The sequence below is a fragment of the Chryseobacterium sp. 22532 genome (assembly GCF_052044665.1).
Lineage (GTDB): Bacteria > Bacteroidota > Bacteroidia > Flavobacteriales > Weeksellaceae > Chryseobacterium > Chryseobacterium lathyri.
Map to the genome: position 1 here is coordinate 520,544 of NZ_JBQENJ010000004.1, position 19,410 is coordinate 539,953.

Sequence of the window (19,410 nt, forward strand, 5' to 3'; positions counted from 1 at the left end):
CGGTTCAAATTTATGAATAATTTATCAACCACCAAATAAAAAGTAAAAAAAATGTAAAAAATAAAAACTTGACTATCAAGCATATACATCTATATGCTATACACTTTTACACAACTTATTGATTTTAAAAATCACCTTACAAATACGTATATGAATAACAATCAAATGCCCGCCGGAGAGATCCTGGGCGCCTACTTACCTCACATTTCGGGGAATTTTGGAAATATTTTTCATTCTGATAATTACGATCATTATCGTTCCGCTGTCGAAGAAACTTTAGACCTTGTAGGAACTTTTCTTCACAGAACCGACAAACCATTCAGCGGAATAGAAGCCAAAGAAATGAAAGGCATGGTACAGCAGATAGACCTTAATCAAAAACTGTCTTCGTATCAGGAGCTACTTGAAGAGGTAGATACTATATATGTAAAGCACGCGACTGCTTTTCATCTCCCACAATATGTGGCACACCTTAATTGTCCCGTCGTAATTCCCGCTTTGGCAGGAGAAATCCTTGTCAGTGCCATCAATTCTTCACAGGATACTTACGACCAGAGTGCCGGAGGAACCTTCATGGAAAGAAAGCTGATCGACTGGACCGCAGAGCAGTTAGGATACAATGCAGAAACCAGCGACGGCGTTTTCACGGCAGGCGGATCACAAAGTAACTTAATGGGACTTGTGATGATGCGTGACTGCTTTTCCCAGAAGAGATACAACCATAATATTAAACTGGATGGTCTTCCACAGGAGGCCGGACATTTCAGAATTTTTGTTTCCGATAAATCTCATTTCAGCAACTTAAAGAACGCCTCTATCATGGGATTAGGCGAAAAATGTATTGTTAAAGTGCCTACAGATGAAAGATTCTGTATGGACATCGGTTTACTGAAGAAATACATTAAGAGAGAAGAGCAGATGGGAAATATTCCTATCGGAATTGTAGCAACGGCCGGAACCACAGACTTCGGAAACGTAGATCCTCTGGAAGATATCGCCAATATTGCTGAGCAGTACAACATCTGGATGCACGTAGACGCGGCTTACGGATGTGCTTTATTATTAAGCGAAAAGTACCGTCATCTTCTGAACGGCATCGAAAGAGCGGATTCTGTGACAATCGATTATCATAAATCTTTCTTCCAGCCCATCAGCAGCAGTGCATTCATCGTTAAAAACAAAAGGGAATTAAGAATCCTGAAACACCATGCAGACTATCTGAATCCTGTGGAAATGGATGAAGAGGAAATTCCTGCACAAATCAACAAATCCATCATCCAGAGTACCCGTAGATTCGATGCGCTGAAACTGTGGTTTACCTTAAGAATGATGGGCAAAGAACAGCTTGCAGAATATACAGACACGGTGATAGACCTTACCAAAGATGTAGCATCAATGATCACTGAAAATCCTCATTTCGAACTGCTTTCCGATACGGATTTAAGCGTTCTGGTTTTCCGTTATGTAAGACCTGATATTGAAGACCTGAATGCTTTGAACCAGCATATCAAAATGAAACTTTTCTACAGCGGGGAAATTCTGGTGGCAAGTACCAAAGTAGATGGAAATTTCTACCTGAAGTTTACTTTCCTGAACCCGATTACGACAACAGAAGATGTTCACCAAATTTTAAATACAATACAATCGCATGGAGAAGACTTTGATACAGCAAACTAAGCTTATGGAAAAAGCACAGGAAATCACGATCAGAATCCTGCTGAACGGAATGCTTCGTGAGCTTGGAAACGGAAAGTTCTATCAGGGAGTTCCGAAATACGATATCCTTACGGCTCAGGCACTGGAAAACAGTACCTATCCGCTTCATATAAGATTTGAATTAAAGAAAAGCGACATCTTTTTATTCGCTCCGGTTTCTTACCGTTCTGAAAGTGCTTTCCACAACTATGGATTGCCTTTATGGGTGGTTGATCATAAAAATCAGAAGGTTTTTGAACCGGATGTTGATCAGCTTACCGAACTGGTATACTGCGAACTTTCTGAGCAGTTCAGTGAAAAAGGTCTTGAATTATTTACGAAAAGAATTCACAGCAGCTTAAGAAATCTGGAAATGATCATGGAGGAAGGTTTACAGGATCAAGATGCTCTAACGTATTCTTTCCTGGAATCTGAACAACAGCTTCCTGTAGGACATAATCTTCACCCTTTTACAAAAGCGAGAATGGGATTCTCCAGAGAAGAGCAGCTTCTGTATGGTCCGGAATTCAATAAAGGCATTCAGCTGGAGTATTTCCTGGTGCACAAAAGCTGTGTTCAGGAGCAGTCGGTTTTGGAGCAGCCTTACAGCGAATTTCTGAAGAGTATCGTTTCATTACCGGAAGATCTTGAAGCAAAATACCTTAACGAAGGTGAAAAACTTTCTGATTTTTATACGGTTCCGTGTCATCCTTGGGAAGCTACTTATCTTTTATCTATCGAAGAAGGGGCGGAAATGATCAAAGACCGTACTCTGATCCATATCGGAGCTTTTGGGGAAGAATTTTATTCAACCTCTTCCATCAGAAGTATGTACAGTCCTCATATTCCGTGGATGCCTAAGTTTTCTTTAAATGTTCTTTTAACAGGATCGATAAGGATCAATACGGAGAAAGATCTAAAAAGAGGCTATGCATCGGCTTTATGGAGAAAACATGCAGGCGCAGCATTTGAAAAGGATTTTAGCCAGTTTAAACTGCTTTTGGAGCCTGTAACATTAGGCGTTTATCATCGTGATAAAAATATTGAAAGCCTTAATCTTCTAATCCGCGAAAATCCTTTCCAGCCGGAAGATAAAATCCTTCTTTTAGCAAGATTATGTCAGGACGAACCTGCAGACGGACAGAATTTTATTCAAAAGTTCTTTACAGATGTTTCTGAGAAACTGGGAACAAGTCCGGAAGAATCGGTGACCATTTGGTTTGCAAAATATATTCATCTGCTGATTGCTCCTTTAAACCATTTATACAGCCAATACGGCATGGCTCCTGAAGCACACCAACAGAATCTTTTAATCCAACTGGATGATCAGTTGCTTCCGACGACTCTTTTTGTAAGAGATGCACAGGGATATTTATTAAGAGAAAGCGCAAGAGAACAGTATGCGGAGCTTTCCAAAACGTATCCTGAAATTGAAGATCTTTTTATCAGGGATGAACGACTTTTAGACATTATCTCTTACCATGTTCTGGTGAGCAATCTTTCAGCACTTATCGCTTCCTTAGGAAAGACAGGATGGGTGAAAGAGAGAACTCTGATCAATATCCTGCATAACGAATTTGAACAGGTTCATCAGGAAATGCCTTCTGATTTTACCCGCTATGCACTTGAAAACCGTCATTGGGGAACTAAGACCAATTTTAAGGCGGTAGCTAATGAAATCGATGGAATCACCAGTGCAGCAGCCATTTCTTACGCCAAAGTTCCGAATCTTCTTCATTATCATTATTTCTCAGATCAGCTGATCCATCCGAAAGGAAAAGAAGCTTTCTTCAAGCGTTATTTCCAGAAAGATGATGTCACGGTTACGATGAGACCTGTTGATCTTGATCTTGACCTTGAAATGCTTCATGAGTGGTTTAACCGTGAACATGCGATCAAAATCTGGCAGATGAACTGGCCGATTGACGAGCTGGAAACCTATTACCGTTTAATGCTGCCGGGTGATGAAGCACACAGCTACATCGTGATGAGCAATGGCGAACCTACATGTAATATCGAAGTATATTGGCCATGCAGAGATATTGTAGGCGATTACTACGATGTACTGCCTACCGATTACGGAACCCACCAATTTATCGCACCTACAGATCCGAAGAAGAAATACGTTTCTCCTTCCACACAGTCTATGGTAGATTATGTATTTGCCCAGCCTGAGGTTGGAAAAATGGTAGGCGAAGGCTCGGTAGATTCTCTGGCTTCTATGATGAACAAGGCACATGTCGGGTTCAAAGTAGATAAAGTCATTGAAATGCCTCATAAAAAAGCCAACCTTAATTTCTGCTACAGAGAATGGTACTGGGAAAAATTCCCGCAAAACAAAGATGTAGAATTCACCGTAAAAATCACTGAACATGAATAGCAACACGATATATAACGTGATCGGAATAGGTATTGGTCCTTTTAATTTAGGGCTTGCCGCTTTATCCAATCCGATTTCTGAATTAAAAACACTTTTCCTTGACCAGAGAGACGGTTTCGACTGGCATCCGGGATTGATGATCGACCACGTAACACTACAGACGCCTTTTCTATGCGACTGTGTATCCATGGCAGATCCTACGAATCCTTTAAGCCTTCTGAACTATCTGAAAGAAACAAACAGACTGTATAAATTCTTTATCAGGGAAGATTTTTTCATTCCGCGTAAAGAATACAACCGTTACTGCCAATGGGTGGTGAGCCAGCTTCCACAGTGCCGTTTTTCAACACAGGTGGTTGATATTGTGTATGAAGACGGGCTGTATTTAATCACAACCATTCATACCAAAACCAAGGAGACAGAGGTTTTCAGAACAGAAAGACTGATCCTGGGAACAGGCACACAGCCTCACATTCCTTCGTTTATTCCGAAAGAGGATTCCCGTATTCTTCATACAAGCTCTTATCTGTACCGCAAAGAGGAACTTTTAGCTCAGGGTAAAAAAATTGCCGTGATCGGTTCAGGACAGAGCGCTGCTGAGGTTTTTTATGATTTATTGCAAAGCCGTGATGAAAATACCCAATTGGGCTGGTATTCACGTCCAGATCGCTTCTTTCCGATGGAGTATTCAAAGCTGACGCTGGAACTGACTTCTCCTGATTATGTGGATTATTTCTACAGCAGGGATGAAGCGGCAAGAAAATCAATATTAAGCAAGCAACAGGCTCAGTTTAAAGGAATCAATTACGACCTCATCAACCAGATCTATGATTTCATTTACGACCTGAATATTGATAATGCTGATCCAAAACTCACCATCATTCCAAACAGCCAGTTGGATAGAGTAGATAACAGCAATCCGGAGCATTTGACTCTTGAGTTCACACAATTAGAACAAGAGGTTCCTTACGAACAGGAAGCTGACTATCTGGTAGTAGGAACAGGATACCGTTATCATGAACCGGCTTTCTTAAAAAATATTCAGTCCAGAATTAAAAGAGATTCCACAGGATTATTTGCGGTTAACAGGAATTATTCCATAGATCATAACGGCGGGGAAATCTATGTGCTTCACGCAGAAGTACACACCCATAGCTACATTTCTACGGATCTTGGAATGGCGGCGTACCGTAATTCCTATATCATCAATGACATTTTGGGAAGAGAACATTATAAAATCGAAAAGAAAATTGCTTTCCAGGATTTTGATGTAGAGAAACACGCTGCTGCATCAACTGTCAAAATATAACAGAACAATGAACACCAACTTAAAAAATAATACAATCAGCCAGGAAATCTGGTTCCAGGCCAATAGAGACCTTATGGCCAAGACGATTGCAGAATTAATGCATGAAGAACGGCTGAAACCTGTTGCCGTTTCACAGGATGAAGAAGGATTTACGGTCTTCAAACTGGAAACAGGGATCGAAACTATAGAATACATTTTCCGCGGACAGGAAAGGATGATGGATTACTGGCACATTGATACGCAAAGTATCGTGAAAATAGAGAATGGCGTACCCACCTCAGCGCTGAATATTCCCCAGTTCTTCCTTGAAATGCAGACCGTATTCGATCTGGATGCCAATACGCTGGCGAGATATACCGAAGAATTGCTGCATACGTTATACTGTGACGCATTAATTTTATCGAGAGGCGTTATGTCTTCAAAAGAGCTCGCTTCCAGTAATTACCAAACGGTAGAACATCAGATGACAGGCCATCCTTGGGTGATCGTCAATAAAAGCAGATTAGGATTTTCTCCTACCGATCTTGAAACATTTGCTCCGGAAGCAGGAGAGAATTTAAAAGTGTTGTGGCTGGCTGCTCATAAGGACAGATCAGCGTTCCAGTCGCTGGAGCACATAGATCAGGAAAAATTTTACCGTTCTGAAATTGGAGACGAATTGTATCAGGTGTTTCAACAAAAACTGATTGATTCCGGAAAGTCTCCTGAGGATTATAATTTAATTCCCGTGCATCCATGGCAGTGGGAACATAAACTAAAGATTCATTTTGCGGGTGATATCGCATCCGGTATTTTAATTCTGTTAGGAGAAGGAAATGATATCTACAGTCCGCAACAGAGCATCAGAACTTTATTCAATACAGATCATCCTGAAAAAAGATACCTGAAAACTGCTGTTTCTATTTTAAGCACAGGAAATATCAGAGGGCTGTCGCCTAAGCAGATGAAAATTGCCCCATCCATTACAGACTGGGTAAAAGGATTGATCAAAGGCGATACTTATCTTGAAACAAAAGGAACCATATTCTTAGGAGAAGAAGCTTCTATTGCTTATCTGCATCCTCAATACAGTGCCATTGCCAGTGTTCCTTATCAGTATAACGAATTTCTTGGAGCTTTATGGCGCGAAAGTGCTTCCAACTATTTACAGGAAGACGAAGAAATGTTTACTATGGCTTCCCTGCTTTTTGTAGATCAGAATGGAGTTCCATTGGTACAGGCTTTTGCAGAGCAGGCAGGAATCAGTATTCAGCAGTGGATTACAGATTATCTGGATGCTTATCTTACGCCGTTACTTCACATTTATTACACCCATTCTCTTTGTGTAACACCTCACGGAGAAAACATCATGGTGGTATTAAAAAACGGAGTGCCACAGAGAATTGTGATCAAAGATTTTGTAGATGATATTGTCCTGACCACAGAAGCAAGGGAGAAACTTCCTGATCATCTGGCAGACGGACTCATCCAGTCTTCCAACAAGGAAAATGTTCCGCTGTCTATTCTTTTGGGTGTTTTTGATGCGTTCTTCAGGTATTTATCCAATGTTCTGCATACCCATTCCAATTTTCAGGAAGAGACCTTCTGGACGCTTGTTCACGATTGTATAGAGAACTACAAAAACCATAATCCTCATCCGAATGAGCGTTATGAAAAATATGATCTGTATGTTCCTACATTCAAAAGGTTCTACATCAACAGTCTGCGTTTGAAAAACAATGGCTACAGTGAAAATAAAGCATTTGCTATTCCAAAGAAAGACGGTGCACTGCCGAATCCTTTGTATCAGATTGCGAATAAAAACTCTGTAGCGACGGTATGAGAAAGTTTCTGCATCTTGTAAAAGAAGGCTCTGTATTTGCGTACGGAGCTTTAGCGGGAAAAAAAGTAGAACTTACCTCGGGGAGTATCAACCGTTCTATCTTCAGTCTTGCCATTCCTATGGTGATGGAGCTCGTGATGGAATCTGTTTTTGTCAGTATCAATCTTTTAATTATTGCAAGATTAGGAGACAAGGTCCTTGGGCTGGTGGGAATTGCAGATAACTACATCAATTTTGCCAATGCAATTGCCATTGGTTTGGGTATCGCTGCTGCAACACTTACGGCCAGGAGAGCCGGAGAAAAAGACCAGGAAGGTATGAGCCGGACTGCACACTACATCATATTGCTGGCTGCTGCTTTTGCATTACTGATTGGCGGTCTGTCATTCCTTTTTGCGGGTGAAATCATCAGTTTCCTTGGATTCAATACAGGGATGGTAGATAACGGACTTCCTTTTTCCAAGCTGGTGTTTCTGAGTATCGGTCTGGTGATTCTGCGTCTGTCTATCAATGGTCTTTTCAGAGGAGCGGGTGATGCCGATCTGGCGATGAAGTCCCTGTGGCTTTGTCATATCTCCAGTATGGTTTTTGCCGTAATTCTTGTTTTCGGACTTGGTTTTATTCCCGCTTACGGATTAATGGGACTGGCTTATGCTACTATATTATCCCGGTTACTGGCGGTTTTATATCAGTTCTTTATTCTTCTTACACGCAAAACCAGTGTGAATATTCTGGTCAGGTTTCATTTTGACCTGCCTTTAATTAAGAAAATTCTGAAAATTACTTTTGGCGGACTGGTTCAGTATATTATTCCTGCTTCCAGCTGGCTGATCATGGTTAAGATCATCGCCACCTTCGGCACTACTGCTCTTGCAGGATACATTATTGCGCAGAGAATTGCTTCTGTGGCGACGATGCCTGCCTGGGGAATAGGAAATGCTGCGGGTGTTCTTACAGGACAGAATCTAGGGGCCGGAAACCCGGACCGCGCTGAGAAAACGGTATGGAGAGCCGGAGGAATCAATATGACCTATTTGATAGCCGTCGCTATATTCTGGCAGTTCGCTGCGGAATATGTGGTGACCTTCTTCACCAAGGAAGCTGAGGTAGCCAGATACGCTGTACAGTATATCCATGTGGTGTCTATGGCTTATCTCTTATTAGGTTTTACAATGGTGATCAGCCGTGCGCTTAACGCGGCTGGCAATATTATGCAGGTGACCCTGCTGTACATGATCATGTTCTATGTGATTCAGCTTCCTTTAGCTTACCTGCTTGGGGTAAGACTTCAGTGGGAGCTGAAGGGAATATTTACAGCTATTGTTTCTTCGGAAATAATACTGGCTGTCTTGTTCCTCATGATATTCAAAAATGGTAAATGGAAAACTATAAAAATTTAAAATGCACACAACAGACGAATTTTATGAAATTATCGCATCAGCAATCGCTGTGAAAAAAGAATTGGTAGACGAAAACCTGACGTATCAGGAAATTCCTGAGTGGGACTCCATGTCGCATCTGCTTATTGTAGAAGCTTTGGAGCAGTTCTACCGTGTCAAGTTTGACTTCAACGACATCCTTGAAATGGGAACTGTCGGAAAGATCCGCGAAAAAATGAAAAAATACGATGTACTCGTAGAAAACTAAGTATATGAAAATTTTAGAAAATGTAATTGCCAACAAGAACTTGTTGTTTACAGATGCTTCCACCGGTGCTTCCACGCCGGTTAGAACACTGTACCGTTCTTTAGGCCTCAATCCTGTAGAGAAAGGATTGATCTTTTTGTACAATGACAATCAGGTGCCCAGTATTGAAGTACTCCTCAATTTCTATGGAACCACGCATGCCATTGCTGTTTTGGGACAGAAACTGCATCCGGAATTTAAAGACCGTCTGGAAGCTGAATACCGTCCGAAATATATCTTTGACCCCTCCAGAGATGAGGTTCAGGGATATGAACTGAAGAAATTCTCGGAAACGGTGAAGATCTTTGCTAAAAAAGATTACAAACCTGAAGTGGTTATTCATCCCGAGATCAAGATCCTGCTGAGTACTTCCGGAACCACCGGAGTTCCAAAATTGGTGAAGCTTTCCGATGAAAACCTTTATCAGAACGCTGTGAGCATCCTTCAATATATGCCTATCCTGGAATCTGATGTAGTTCCGCTCAACGTACCGATTAATTTTGTGTACGGTTTTTCTATTTTTACCACCAACTGTATGCGGGCGGGAAGAATAGTCTGTACGGACAAAGACATTATGCAGAAAGCCTTCTGGGATGAAATGGAAGAGTACGGTTACAGTACGCTGGGAGGCGTTCCTTATCTGTACGAAAACCTGAATAGAATCGGATTCTTCAGAAAAGACAGCACCAGCCTGAGATACATGACCCATACGGGAGGGGTGATCAACGCTGAGTTGAGGAAAACCATCTTCAATTACTGCCTTGAATTTGAAAAGCAGTTCTTTGCTCAGTACGGACAAACCGAAGCAGGCGGAAGAATGGCTTATCTTACTACAGACGGACTTCTTGAAGAGGAAACATCTATTGGCACTCCTGTACACGGAGGAAGCTTCCAGATTGATGAAGAAACAGATGAACTCCTATTTTTACATTCAAGCATCAGCGGAGGTTATGCCAACAAGCTTGAAGACCTTTCTATCTACGAACAGCCTAAACTTCTTCATACAGGAGATACAGGCAGAAGAGGGAAGAACGGACTGTACTACATCACAGGAAGAATCAAACGCATCATGAAGCTTTTCGGGATCCGTCTCAACCTGGATGAGGTAGAATTTATCCTTAAGAATGAACTGGAAGGGAATACAGTGGTCTGTCTGAACGGCAATGATAAAAAAATCATTGTTCTGTATGACAACAAAGAAATAGATCCTCAGATCATTAAGGAAATTATTAAGAATAAACTGCGCATCAATCCGCAGTACGTACGCACCGAACACATAGAATCATTTCCATTATCACAAAACGGCAAAATCAATTATCCTCTGTTACAAAACTTACAGCATGAAAATATTTAAAACCCCTATAATACTTTTATTTCTTGTCGGTCTTCCATTATTTGTTTCTGCCCAGCAGAATGAACGTGTCAACGGAAAGATTATGTTGTCTGAAAAAGTGCCCGTGAAGAATGCGCTTTTAAGATTAGTCAATACGCCGTATCAGGCTAAGACCAACAGTTTAGGAGAATACTATTTTGATAATGTGCCACCGGGAGAGTATACGCTTCAGGTGGTTTTAAATGATATTGAATTGATGCGTGAGCAGATCCGTATTGAAAAAGATGTCTTTGAAATTCCGGTGATTTATCCTGAGACAGAAAATAATGTGATTGAAGGAATTACAGTATATGCCTTCAGTAGAAATAAATTTCTGGACAGAGACAGTACTTCGATCTCTAAAATGCCTTTGAAAAACATTGAAAACCCTCAAATGTATACCAGCATCAACCAGCAGATTCTGAAAGAGCAGTTGGTGTATGATATGTCCGACGCTTTAAAAAACGTTCCGGGTATTGTAAAAATGCAGGGAAGTGCGGGTAGAGCGGGAGACGGAAGTTTCTACTACAATTTAAGAGGTTTTCCTACGAGAGTTTCTATGGTAGATGGTGTTCCTGCGACCACCAATTCAGAAATTGATCCGGCGGATATTGAGCGTATCGACGTGATCAAAGGGCCTTCCGGAACTTTATACGGAGGCGCAGTCAATTCTTTTGGAGGATTGATTAATGTCGTAACGAAAAAGCCTAAAGATTATTTCGGCGGAGAAGCTTCTTATCTTTTGGGAAGTTATAATCTGAACCGTGTGACAGCTGATGTATACGGTCCAATCACAGATTCAAGGAAGACTTTATTCCGTGTGAATGCAGCGTATCAGTATCAGAACGGATTCAGAGATTCAGAGTTCAGAAAATCCATGTTTGTGGCGCCTACATTCAGCTACCAGGTGAATGACCGGTTAAAGTTTAACCTGGGAGCCCAGATTTACACCTATGAAGGAACGAATACACCGATTGTCTTTTTACCGAGAACCCGGCCATTCATCGCAACCACTCCGGATGAGCTTGGATATGACTGGAAAAAGTCTTATTCCAATAACGATATGAGTTTAAAAGCGCCTTCCATCAATGTAAAAGCTGAGGTGAATTACAAAATTTCAGATCAGTGGAGTTCCCAGACTTTGATCTCAAGAAATTACAGGAAAACGGAAGGATTGTATCAGTATCAGTTCATGAGAGGAGCTACAGATAACCTTCTGGAGCGTAATGTACAGTGGCAGAATGGCGAAGGAGCATCTACCAGCGTTCAGCAGAACTTTAACGGGGAATTTAAAATAGGAAAAATCAAAAATAAAGTTCTTGTAGGATTAGATTATTTAAACCAGTCTTTGAACAATAACCTTTCTCCCATTGTTGTATTTGATTATATTGATCCTAAAAATCCTACAGCACCGATAGCGCCGCCGGTAACAGGATTATATGGAAATATCACCAGAGATTTAGCGTTACAAAAAATTCAGACTTCTACAGCACCTTTAGTAAGAAATACAACATCAAGCAATATTTATGGAGCTTATATTTCCGATGCGGTATACATTACAGATCGTTTGGTTACTTTGCTAAGTTTACGTTTTGACCATTATGAAAGCAATGGACAGCTGGATTTGATCAAAAATGTAAATACGGGGACATTTAATCAGAATGCGTTGTCTCCAAAATTTGGTTTATCCTATCAGATCTTTAAAGACCGTCTATCTGCGTATGCTAACTATATGAATGGTTTCAGTAATTTAGCTCCGGTTGCGCAACCGCTTGCAGACTATAGTGGAGATTTCAAACCGCAGAGATCCAATCAGTGGGAAGTGGGATTCAAAGGAAATCTTTGGAGAAACAGAGTGAATTTCACGGTAGGATATTATGATATTCTGGTTGACAATATGTTACGGGCAGATGTTGTGAATCGCGACGGAACAAACTATAATGTGACCATTCAGGACGGAGAACAGAGAAGTAAAGGGATCGAAATTGAAACCATCCTTAATCCAATTCAGGGGCTGAACATTATGGCAGGATATTCTTATAACGACAGTAAGTTTGTAAAAGCTGCTGCCAATGTAGATGGCCGCCGTCCGTCGTCTTCAGGTCCGGCTAATGTATTCAATTCATGGGTAAGCTACATATTGCCAATCAAAGGACTTTCAGGTCTCGGATTAGGTTTTGGAGTAAACCGCGTGGGTGAGCAGGTTACTGTAGACAATGCAACTACCGGACAGTTTACATTCCCGGCTTATACTTTAGTGAACGCTTCCGTATCTCTTGAAAAAGAAAGATACAGATTAGGATTTAAAATGAATAATTTAGGAAATGCACAGTATTTCGCAGGGCAGGGTGTTATAGTAGCCCAAATGCCCCGTAACTTTGTAGCGGAGGTTACTCTTAAGTTTTAATATGAATTCTATACTAAGAAAGACAGCATATCAATTACATCTATGGCTCGGACTAACGTCTGGGCTTATAGTTGTGATAATGGCAGTTACCGGATGTATTCTCGCTTTTGAAAAAGAGCTGAAACATGCCCTACACCCGGAAAAATATTTCGTCAAAACCATAAAAAAAGAAAAGCTGCAGTTTTCCGATCTTAAACTAAAAGCTGAACAGGCACTTCCGGACAGTCTTAAGGTAAACAGGGTAGAAATATCCTCAGATCCATCCAGAAGCTATGCGTTCCGCTCCCTGAAAATGAATAAGGAAGCTTTGACTTATTGGGGTTCATATATTTATTATTACAGGGTTTATATAGATCCTTACACCGGAAAAGTTCTTGAGGTGGAAAATGCCAAAAATGATTTTTTTGAAATTGTGATGGACCTTCACCGCAGACTTTTATTGGGTGAAAAAATTGGGAAGACCATTACCGGATATTCTACGCTGATATTGGCAATCATGCTTTTTTCAGGACTGGTAATCTGGTTTCCCCGTAAAATGAATAAGAAGGCTTTGAAAGGAATGTTTTTCATTAAAACGTCTGCTAAATGGAAAAGAATCAATTATGATACGCACAATGTCCTGGGATTTTATGCCGTTATTCCTTTATGTCTTATTTCCTATGCAGCATTGATATGGAATTTTGAAGACGTTGATCAATGGGTCAAAAAAACACTGAATGGAAAGGCGAAAACCGAACAGAAAGCTAAAAGTACCATTCCTACCGAAGAATATTCAGACAAGAAAAATATTTTAAATATTGTTGGAAACAGGGTAGAACAGAGCCTGGCGGATAAGAAATCTGCACTCATCAGCTTTCCGAAAACAGAAGAAGGGACTTATTATGCTGAAGTAACGTATGGGAATAAACAATACCAGAATGAGCAGTTCAATTTTGATCAATACTCAGGAAAAATCCTGAAGCATCAATCCTACAAAGACAAAAACATCGGCAATGGAACCGCATTAAGAGAAAGAAATTATGACCTTCATACAGGAAGCATCTTTGGAGTGACTGGCAGGATTTTATATCTATTTGCAGGAATGATCGCGGCTTCACTTCCCATCACAGGATTCATTATCTATTTGAACAGAAAAAAGAAGAAATCCAAGAAAAAGAAAGTGAAGATATTGACTCCCTCCAATTAAAAAAACAACAAAAATTAGATAAGTGTAACCCGGGTGTTACACTTTTTTTATTTCAAAATCCCCTTATTTCACAGCCGCATACAACGCAAACATCTGTGCAAATCCGTGTCATCTGTGGTTAATTTTACACTGTTATTTAAAATCAATTTCCTCCAAACATTAATATGGTCGCTGATTCTCGTCCTAAACTTTTTTAAACATTAAGATAAATGAAGAGAGTAAGGTGAGTTAAGAAAAAATCATTGATTTTTTTAAGTTGTACGCCTTGAAGCGAAACTAAAACTTAATATTCTTAAAAGCTTAATAATCCTTAATGGTTTAAAATATTATCTCTCGCAGACTAAAAAGATCAGGCGGATCTTCCTGTTATGATAAAGAAAATCAGAGATTTTCACAAAAACTTAAGTGTACTTTTTTGCGATAAGCTTTTAAACTTTAAATAAACTTAAGTGTTTCAAGAAGCTTTTGTGATCTTTGTGGTTGATATTTTTTGTTTACATACGGCTTAGTAGAACGCAAACATCTGTGAAAATTCGTGTCATCCGTGGTTAATTCAAAAAAAACAAATCATTTTTACAATAATTTCCTCGCATGATCAGAAAGGATGTCAATACTCTTCTCCATTTCCTCAAAGTTAAGATTTCCAAACCCCAGTCTCATTGCCGTAATATCTTTCGTCTGATAAAGCAGTGTTTTAGGAATAAACAAATTATTCTGCGCACAATTCCGGCTTAGCTGCATCAGGTTGACAGGAATATTCCATTCCAGCCAGAAAGCAAGACCTCCCGAAGGCTTTTGAAACTGTATCAATTCATCTAAATTTTCCTTAAGAAGCTCTGCAAAGTGATTCCGTCTTTCCTGATAAACCTTTAAAGACTTTTTAAGATACCGGTGTATTTCTCCTTCTTCAATCATTTCGCCCAAAGCTCTTTCCATTAAGATATCACCCTGACGGTCTATGATTCCGAGATATTTCCTCATTTCAGCCATCAGATTTTCCGGAGCAACAATAAACCCAGTCCTGAATCCCGGAGCCAATGATTTTCCGAATGATCCGATATAAATAACCATTCCCTTAGTATCTGCACTTGCCAGCGGAAGAATGGGGCTTTTGTCATAATGAAATTCATAATCGTAATCATCTTCAAGAATAATAAAACCATACTCATGGGCAAGCTCAAGGAGTTCAAGCCTTCTCTGTGCACTTAAAGCGACAGTAGTAGGATAGTGGTGGTGCGGCGTAAGATAAAGCATCCGGATTTTCTGCTTTTTACAGGCTTCCCGAACGTGTTCAACGATAATTCCTTCTTCATCTATCGGGAGTGATACAATATTCACACCTGCTTTCTGGAAAATCATATTCACGGAAAAATAGCTCAAAGCACCTACCAATACAGTATCTCCTGCAGAAAGAAGAATTTCGGAAACGATATAGATACTCATTTCCGTGCTTCGGGTAATGAGAAGATTGTTCTTTGAAATAGGCAGTCCGCGGGAAAGATTAAGATAATGCGACAGATGTTCCTTAAAAAATTCACTTCCGTCATGATTGTAGTGGCCCAGCATTTTCTGATTGGATTTCCGTTTAAGAATAGAGCTGTAAAACCTCGAATGCTGCCCGATCTGAGTCAGTCTGATATCCGGAACGCCGTCGTTGAAAACATATTCGCAATCCGAATGTTCAAAAGGATTATCTAAAATATTCGAAGTTTTAAATGCAAAACCTGTGGTTTCAGGATAATTCTGAAGGTTGTTTTTTTCAAAATCCTTAACCTTTACCGGTTTTTCCTGATTTTCCCCGATAATGAACGTTCCCTTGTTCGGAAGACTTTCAACCCAGCCCTGTGCTGACAATTCATCATAAACAGCAACGGCGGTATTCCTGTGGATTTCCAACACTTTACTGAAGGCTCTGGTTCCGGGCAACTTGGTGCCGTATGGCAGAAAACCTCTCTGAATAGCATTAATAAGCTGATTTGTAATCTGCATATAGATTGAAGTCTCCGAATTTCTGTCAATTTCTATAAAACTTTGATAAGGAATCTTAACCGGACTATCCATAATATTAAAACTGGCACCTTTTAATGGTCCGGCAATATACTAATTTTGGTTCAAAATAAAAATCTATGGAATTTCAACAACTGCTTGAAAGAATTGTACAGGATGACGGAACTCATGCCAAATGGCTGAACACGCTTTCGTTCATGGAAAATGCCGGTGCCAGAAAGATCTCTAAGTGTGAGCATCCGGTTTCTGTCACGCTCATTCAGCTGAAACATGCTGCCGAAGAGCACCGTCATGCTTATTATCTAAAAAAACAGATCAGCAAAATAGATCCCGAATTATGTAAAACCTATGAAGCAGACGAACTTCTGGCCCCAGTTGCCACCCGACAGTATCTTCATTCTCTGGATGTAAAGGCTTGCAGGTATCTTCAGACCGTATTTGCCCTGAATAAGGAAGAGTTGAAATATGCAGCTTATCTTTTTGTGACTTATGCCATTGAAGTTCGTGCAGATGAGCTCTATCCGGTTTACCAGGATATTCTGACCAAGGAATCTTCGAGGATTATGGTGAAATCTATTATTCTGGAAGAAGAAGGGCATCTTGAGGAAATGATCAATCAATTAAATGAATTCTCCGCAGATTGGAAACAACATGCAGAAAATATCCTGACGATAGAAAAAGAACTGCATGATGAGTGGATTAATGCTATAGCTGAAGAAGTTTCTCAATTAGACTATGCTTAAAAAATTTCAGGACGCCCTCGATAAAAGAAAGGAAGCAGGAATATTAAGAACGTTAAAGCCAAAACTTAATGGGATTGATTTTTATTCCAATGATTATCTTGGCTTAGCGGGAAATGAAGAACTTCAATTACAGTTGCTTCGGAATGTTCAGGAAAATCCCAAGCTTCTTTCAGGAAGTTCCGGTTCAAGACTGATCAGCGGAAACAGCAATATTGTTGATGAAACAGAAAAATACATTGCTGAACAGCATCAATACCCAGCAGCTCTTCTTTTTTCTTCCGGTTACAATGCAAATCTGGCCTTATTTTCTACGCTGCCGGACCGTCATAACACGATTATTGTAGATGAGCAGATTCACCGTTCAGTTCATGATGCCTGCAGAATGTCTCATGCTAAAAAACTAAAATTCCGGCATAATGACCTGGCAGATTTGGAAAACATACTGAAAAAACAGCTCGGAACCTGTTATATTGCCATAGAAAGTCTTTATTCGATGGATGGGGATCTTGCACCCCTTCAGGAAATTGCAGCATTAGCCAAAAAATATAATGCAGCACTGATTGTAGATGAAGCCCATGCTTTTGGTGTTTTCGGATATGGCCTGATTGAGAAGAATCAGTTACAGAATGATGTTTTTGCCGCCGTAATGACTTATGGAAAAGCTTTAGGAGCACATGGTGCCGCTATTTTGTGTGATGAAACCATAAAATCCTATTTAGTGAATTTTGCATCTCCTTTTATCTATACCACTGCTGCTCAGGATTTTTTATGGATGGCTATTCAAACAGGCTATGAATTCTTAAAGCAAAAACCAGAACTGTCAGAAAGACTTCAAAAGAATATTGAAACTTTCAGGAATCAAAATATTAAAACCCCATCTTCAGAATTGAGCCCGATACAGGCCGTATTGATGCCGGATAATCAACAATCGAGAAGTTTACAGAAAACACTATCTGATAATAATTTCTTAACCTACGCCGTCTACAGTCCCACTGTAAAAGCAGGAACCGAAAGACTCAGAATATGCCTCCACAGCTTTAATACAGAAGAAGAAGTTGTAGAACTCACGAGAATTATTAAAGAATTTATTTAAGACGAATCAATAAACACCAAACCCCGAATCTTTCAACCTGTAACATCAAATGAATCAAATATTTATCACCGGAATCGGCACCGAAGTAGGAAAAACAGTATGCTCCGCTGTTTTAACACAATATTTTAAAGCAGATTACTGGAAACCTGTGCAATCCGGGGATCTCGACTATACGGACAGCCATAAAATAGAATCATGGACAGAGAATACTGTCTGCCATCCGGAAACTTACCGTCTTCAGCTGGCTGCATCACCACATCAGTCTGCCAGGGAAGAAAATATAGAAATCAGTTTAGATCAGTTTCAGCTTCCCAAAACAGATAACAAACTAATCATAGAAGGAGCCGGAGGGCTTATGGTCCCGCTTTCGGATGAGATTTTTATGATAGACCTTATTGAAAAACTTAATCTTCCTGTAGCGTTAGTCGTCAGAAATTATTTAGGATGCATTAACCACAGCTTACTTTCCATCATGGCCTTAAAACAAAGAAAACTTAAGCTGAAATACTTGATTTTCAATGGAAATTTCCCTCCAGATACCGAAAGAGTGATCTGTAACTTTATGAAAAGAGAAACCAGAACTATCTACATTCCTGAAATCGACCAGCCAACTAAAGTCAGCATTAAAGCTGCCGCAGAACAATTAACAAAAACAAATTTATGATAATGGATAAAAAAACAACCATCAGAAACAACTGGACAAAAGAAGAAATAGAAGAAATTTATCACCAGCCTTTGCTGGAGCTGATCTATAAAGCATCAACAGTACACCGTGAATGGCATGATCCCTCAGAAGTACAGATCTCTACCTTATTATCCATTAAAACGGGAGGATGTCCCGAAGACTGCTCCTATTGTGGTCAGGCTGCCCGTTACCATACCAATATCAAAGTGCAGGCATTGCTTCCGACAGAAACCGTGATTGCCCACGCTCAAAAAGCAAAAGACAGTGGCTCTTCCCGTTTCTGTATGGCTGCAGCATGGCGTGAAGTTCGTAACAACAGAGATTTCGACAGGGTAATCGATATGGTAAAAGGCGTAAATGAGCTTGGACTGGAAGTGTGCTGTACGTTAGGAATGCTTACCGAAGAGCAGGCCATTCGTCTTCAGGAAGCAGGTTTATATGCTTACAATCACAATCTCGATACTTCTGAACAGTATTACGAAGAAATTATCTCAACCAGAACCTTTGATAACAGAATCAATACCATCAATAATGTAAGAAAAGCAGGAATAACGGTATGTTCAGGAGGAATTATAGGACTTGGAGAAACGCACAGAGACAGAATTTCAATGCTTTTAACCTTAGCCACCATGTCAAAACATCCGGAATCAGTTCCCATCAACGCCTTAGCAAGAGTAGCAGGAACGCCGCTTGAAGACAACGAAAAAGTAGATACCTGGGAAATGGTCAGAATGATCGCTACCGCCAGGATTGTCATGCCTTCCTCCATGGTGAGATTAAGCGCCGGACGTATTGAAATGAATGAAACAGAGCAAGCGTGGTGCTTTATGGCCGGAGCCAATTCCATCTTCACAGGAGAAAGAGAAACTTTATTGGTAACCCCTAATCCGGGAGTTTCCGAAGACATGCAGATGCTGGAAAAACTGGGCTTGAAGCCGATGAAGATGAAGGAGAATAGTTGTTGTTAATGAGTTTCGGGATGAAGGGGTACCAGTTACAGGTTATAAAGCTACAATTGGCTTATG

The 19,410-nt window shown here is 40.3% G+C and carries 14 protein-coding genes; 13 read left to right on the forward strand and 1 reads right to left on the reverse strand.

What is annotated here, in order from left to right:
• Window positions 1–150 precede the first annotated feature (150 nt).
• From ACTJIV_RS13765 to ACTJIV_RS13805, 9 genes are read left to right on the forward strand one after another with little or no spacing between them, the layout of a single operon-like run.
• Complete coding sequence (locus ACTJIV_RS13765) at window positions 151–1,677, forward strand: pyridoxal phosphate-dependent decarboxylase family protein (RefSeq protein WP_440628129.1); 1,527 nt, start codon at window positions 151–153, stop codon at window positions 1,675–1,677.
• Window positions 1,649–4,075: a GNAT family N-acetyltransferase gene (locus ACTJIV_RS13770; RefSeq protein WP_440628131.1), complete on the forward strand. Its 2,427-nt coding sequence runs from the start codon at window positions 1,649–1,651 to the stop codon at window positions 4,073–4,075. The genes ACTJIV_RS13765 and ACTJIV_RS13770 overlap by 29 nt, the downstream gene beginning before the upstream one ends.
• Window positions 4,068–5,384 (forward strand): lysine N(6)-hydroxylase/L-ornithine N(5)-oxygenase family protein, encoded by a 1,317-nt coding sequence (locus ACTJIV_RS13775; protein ID WP_440628133.1) that lies wholly within the window; start codon window positions 4,068–4,070, stop codon window positions 5,382–5,384. Before ACTJIV_RS13770 ends, ACTJIV_RS13775 begins: the two co-directional genes overlap by 8 nt.
• Window positions 5,385–5,391: 7 nt before the next feature.
• Entirely contained in the window at window positions 5,392–7,206 is a 1,815-nt protein-coding gene (locus tag ACTJIV_RS13780) for an IucA/IucC family protein (RefSeq protein ID WP_440628135.1), read from the forward strand.
• Window positions 7,203–8,606, forward strand: coding sequence for an MATE family efflux transporter (locus ACTJIV_RS13785; RefSeq protein WP_440628137.1), 1,404 nt, complete (start codon window positions 7,203–7,205; stop codon window positions 8,604–8,606). The genes ACTJIV_RS13780 and ACTJIV_RS13785 overlap by 4 nt, the downstream gene beginning before the upstream one ends.
• A gap of 1 nt (window position 8,607) precedes the next feature.
• A complete protein-coding gene (locus tag ACTJIV_RS13790) occupies window positions 8,608–8,853 on the forward strand; it encodes an acyl carrier protein (protein ID WP_062646915.1) in 246 nt (81 codons plus the stop codon).
• 4 nt (window positions 8,854–8,857) lie between these two features.
• The gene (locus ACTJIV_RS13795; protein ID WP_440628139.1) at window positions 8,858–10,246 is read left to right on the forward strand and encodes an AMP-binding protein; all 1,389 of its coding nucleotides are present in this window, start codon (window positions 8,858–8,860) and stop codon (window positions 10,244–10,246) included.
• Complete coding sequence (locus tag ACTJIV_RS13800; protein WP_440628141.1) at window positions 10,233–12,671, forward strand: TonB-dependent siderophore receptor; 2,439 nt, start codon at window positions 10,233–10,235, stop codon at window positions 12,669–12,671. Before ACTJIV_RS13795 ends, ACTJIV_RS13800 begins: the two co-directional genes overlap by 14 nt.
• 1 nt (window position 12,672) lies before the next feature.
• Window positions 12,673–13,857, forward strand: coding sequence for a PepSY-associated TM helix domain-containing protein (locus ACTJIV_RS13805; RefSeq protein ID WP_440628143.1), 1,185 nt, complete (start codon window positions 12,673–12,675; stop codon window positions 13,855–13,857).
• Between the two features lie 573 nt (window positions 13,858–14,430).
• Here the strand turns inward: ACTJIV_RS13805 and ACTJIV_RS13810 are convergent.
• On the reverse strand, window positions 14,431–15,918 hold the full coding sequence (locus ACTJIV_RS13810) for a PLP-dependent aminotransferase family protein (RefSeq protein ID WP_440628145.1): 1,488 nt from the start codon (window positions 15,916–15,918) through the stop codon (window positions 14,431–14,433).
• A gap of 65 nt (window positions 15,919–15,983) precedes the next feature.
• Here ACTJIV_RS13810 and ACTJIV_RS13815 point away from each other — a divergent pair, with 65 nt between their 5' ends.
• The 4 genes from ACTJIV_RS13815 to bioB are packed head-to-tail and all read left to right on the forward strand — an operon-like array spanning window position 15,984 to window position 19,353.
• A complete protein-coding gene (locus ACTJIV_RS13815; RefSeq protein WP_440628147.1) occupies window positions 15,984–16,607 on the forward strand; it encodes a hypothetical protein in 624 nt (207 codons plus the stop codon).
• The gene (locus ACTJIV_RS13820) at window positions 16,600–17,700 is read left to right on the forward strand and encodes an aminotransferase class I/II-fold pyridoxal phosphate-dependent enzyme (protein ID WP_440628149.1); all 1,101 of its coding nucleotides are present in this window, start codon (window positions 16,600–16,602) and stop codon (window positions 17,698–17,700) included. Before ACTJIV_RS13815 ends, ACTJIV_RS13820 begins: the two co-directional genes overlap by 8 nt.
• Before the next feature lie 49 nt (window positions 17,701–17,749).
• Window positions 17,750–18,364 (forward strand): dethiobiotin synthase, encoded by a 615-nt coding sequence (gene bioD / locus ACTJIV_RS13825; protein WP_440628151.1) that lies wholly within the window; start codon window positions 17,750–17,752, stop codon window positions 18,362–18,364.
• A gap of 2 nt (window positions 18,365–18,366) precedes the next feature.
• On the forward strand, window positions 18,367–19,353 hold the full coding sequence (gene bioB, locus ACTJIV_RS13830; protein ID WP_440628153.1) for a biotin synthase BioB: 987 nt from the start codon (window positions 18,367–18,369) through the stop codon (window positions 19,351–19,353).
• Window positions 19,354–19,410 lie beyond the last annotated feature (57 nt).

Bases quoted from the DNA above. Each gene is read 5' to 3' on its own strand.
- ACTJIV_RS13765 (WP_440628129.1), top strand. From the start codon at position 151: ATGAATAACAATCAAATGCCCGCCGGAGAGATCCTGGGCGCCTACTTA.
- ACTJIV_RS13770 (WP_440628131.1), top strand. From the start codon at position 1,649: ATGGAGAAGACTTTGATACAGCAAACTAAGCTTATGGAAAAAGCACAG.
- ACTJIV_RS13775 (WP_440628133.1), top strand. From the start codon at position 4,068: ATGAATAGCAACACGATATATAACGTGATCGGAATAGGTATTGGTCCT.
- ACTJIV_RS13780 (WP_440628135.1), top strand. From the start codon at position 5,392: ATGAACACCAACTTAAAAAATAATACAATCAGCCAGGAAATCTGGTTC.
- ACTJIV_RS13785 (WP_440628137.1), top strand. From the start codon at position 7,203: ATGAGAAAGTTTCTGCATCTTGTAAAAGAAGGCTCTGTATTTGCGTAC.
- ACTJIV_RS13790 (WP_062646915.1), top strand. From the start codon at position 8,608: ATGCACACAACAGACGAATTTTATGAAATTATCGCATCAGCAATCGCT.
- ACTJIV_RS13795 (WP_440628139.1), top strand. From the start codon at position 8,858: ATGAAAATTTTAGAAAATGTAATTGCCAACAAGAACTTGTTGTTTACA.
- ACTJIV_RS13800 (WP_440628141.1), top strand. From the start codon at position 10,233: ATGAAAATATTTAAAACCCCTATAATACTTTTATTTCTTGTCGGTCTT.
- ACTJIV_RS13805 (WP_440628143.1), top strand. From the start codon at position 12,673: ATGAATTCTATACTAAGAAAGACAGCATATCAATTACATCTATGGCTC.
- ACTJIV_RS13810 (WP_440628145.1), bottom strand. From the start codon at position 15,918: ATGGATAGTCCGGTTAAGATTCCTTATCAAAGTTTTATAGAAATTGAC.
- ACTJIV_RS13815 (WP_440628147.1), top strand. From the start codon at position 15,984: ATGGAATTTCAACAACTGCTTGAAAGAATTGTACAGGATGACGGAACT.
- ACTJIV_RS13820 (WP_440628149.1), top strand. From the start codon at position 16,600: ATGCTTAAAAAATTTCAGGACGCCCTCGATAAAAGAAAGGAAGCAGGA.
- bioD (WP_440628151.1), top strand. From the start codon at position 17,750: ATGAATCAAATATTTATCACCGGAATCGGCACCGAAGTAGGAAAAACA.
- bioB (WP_440628153.1), top strand. From the start codon at position 18,367: ATGGATAAAAAAACAACCATCAGAAACAACTGGACAAAAGAAGAAATA.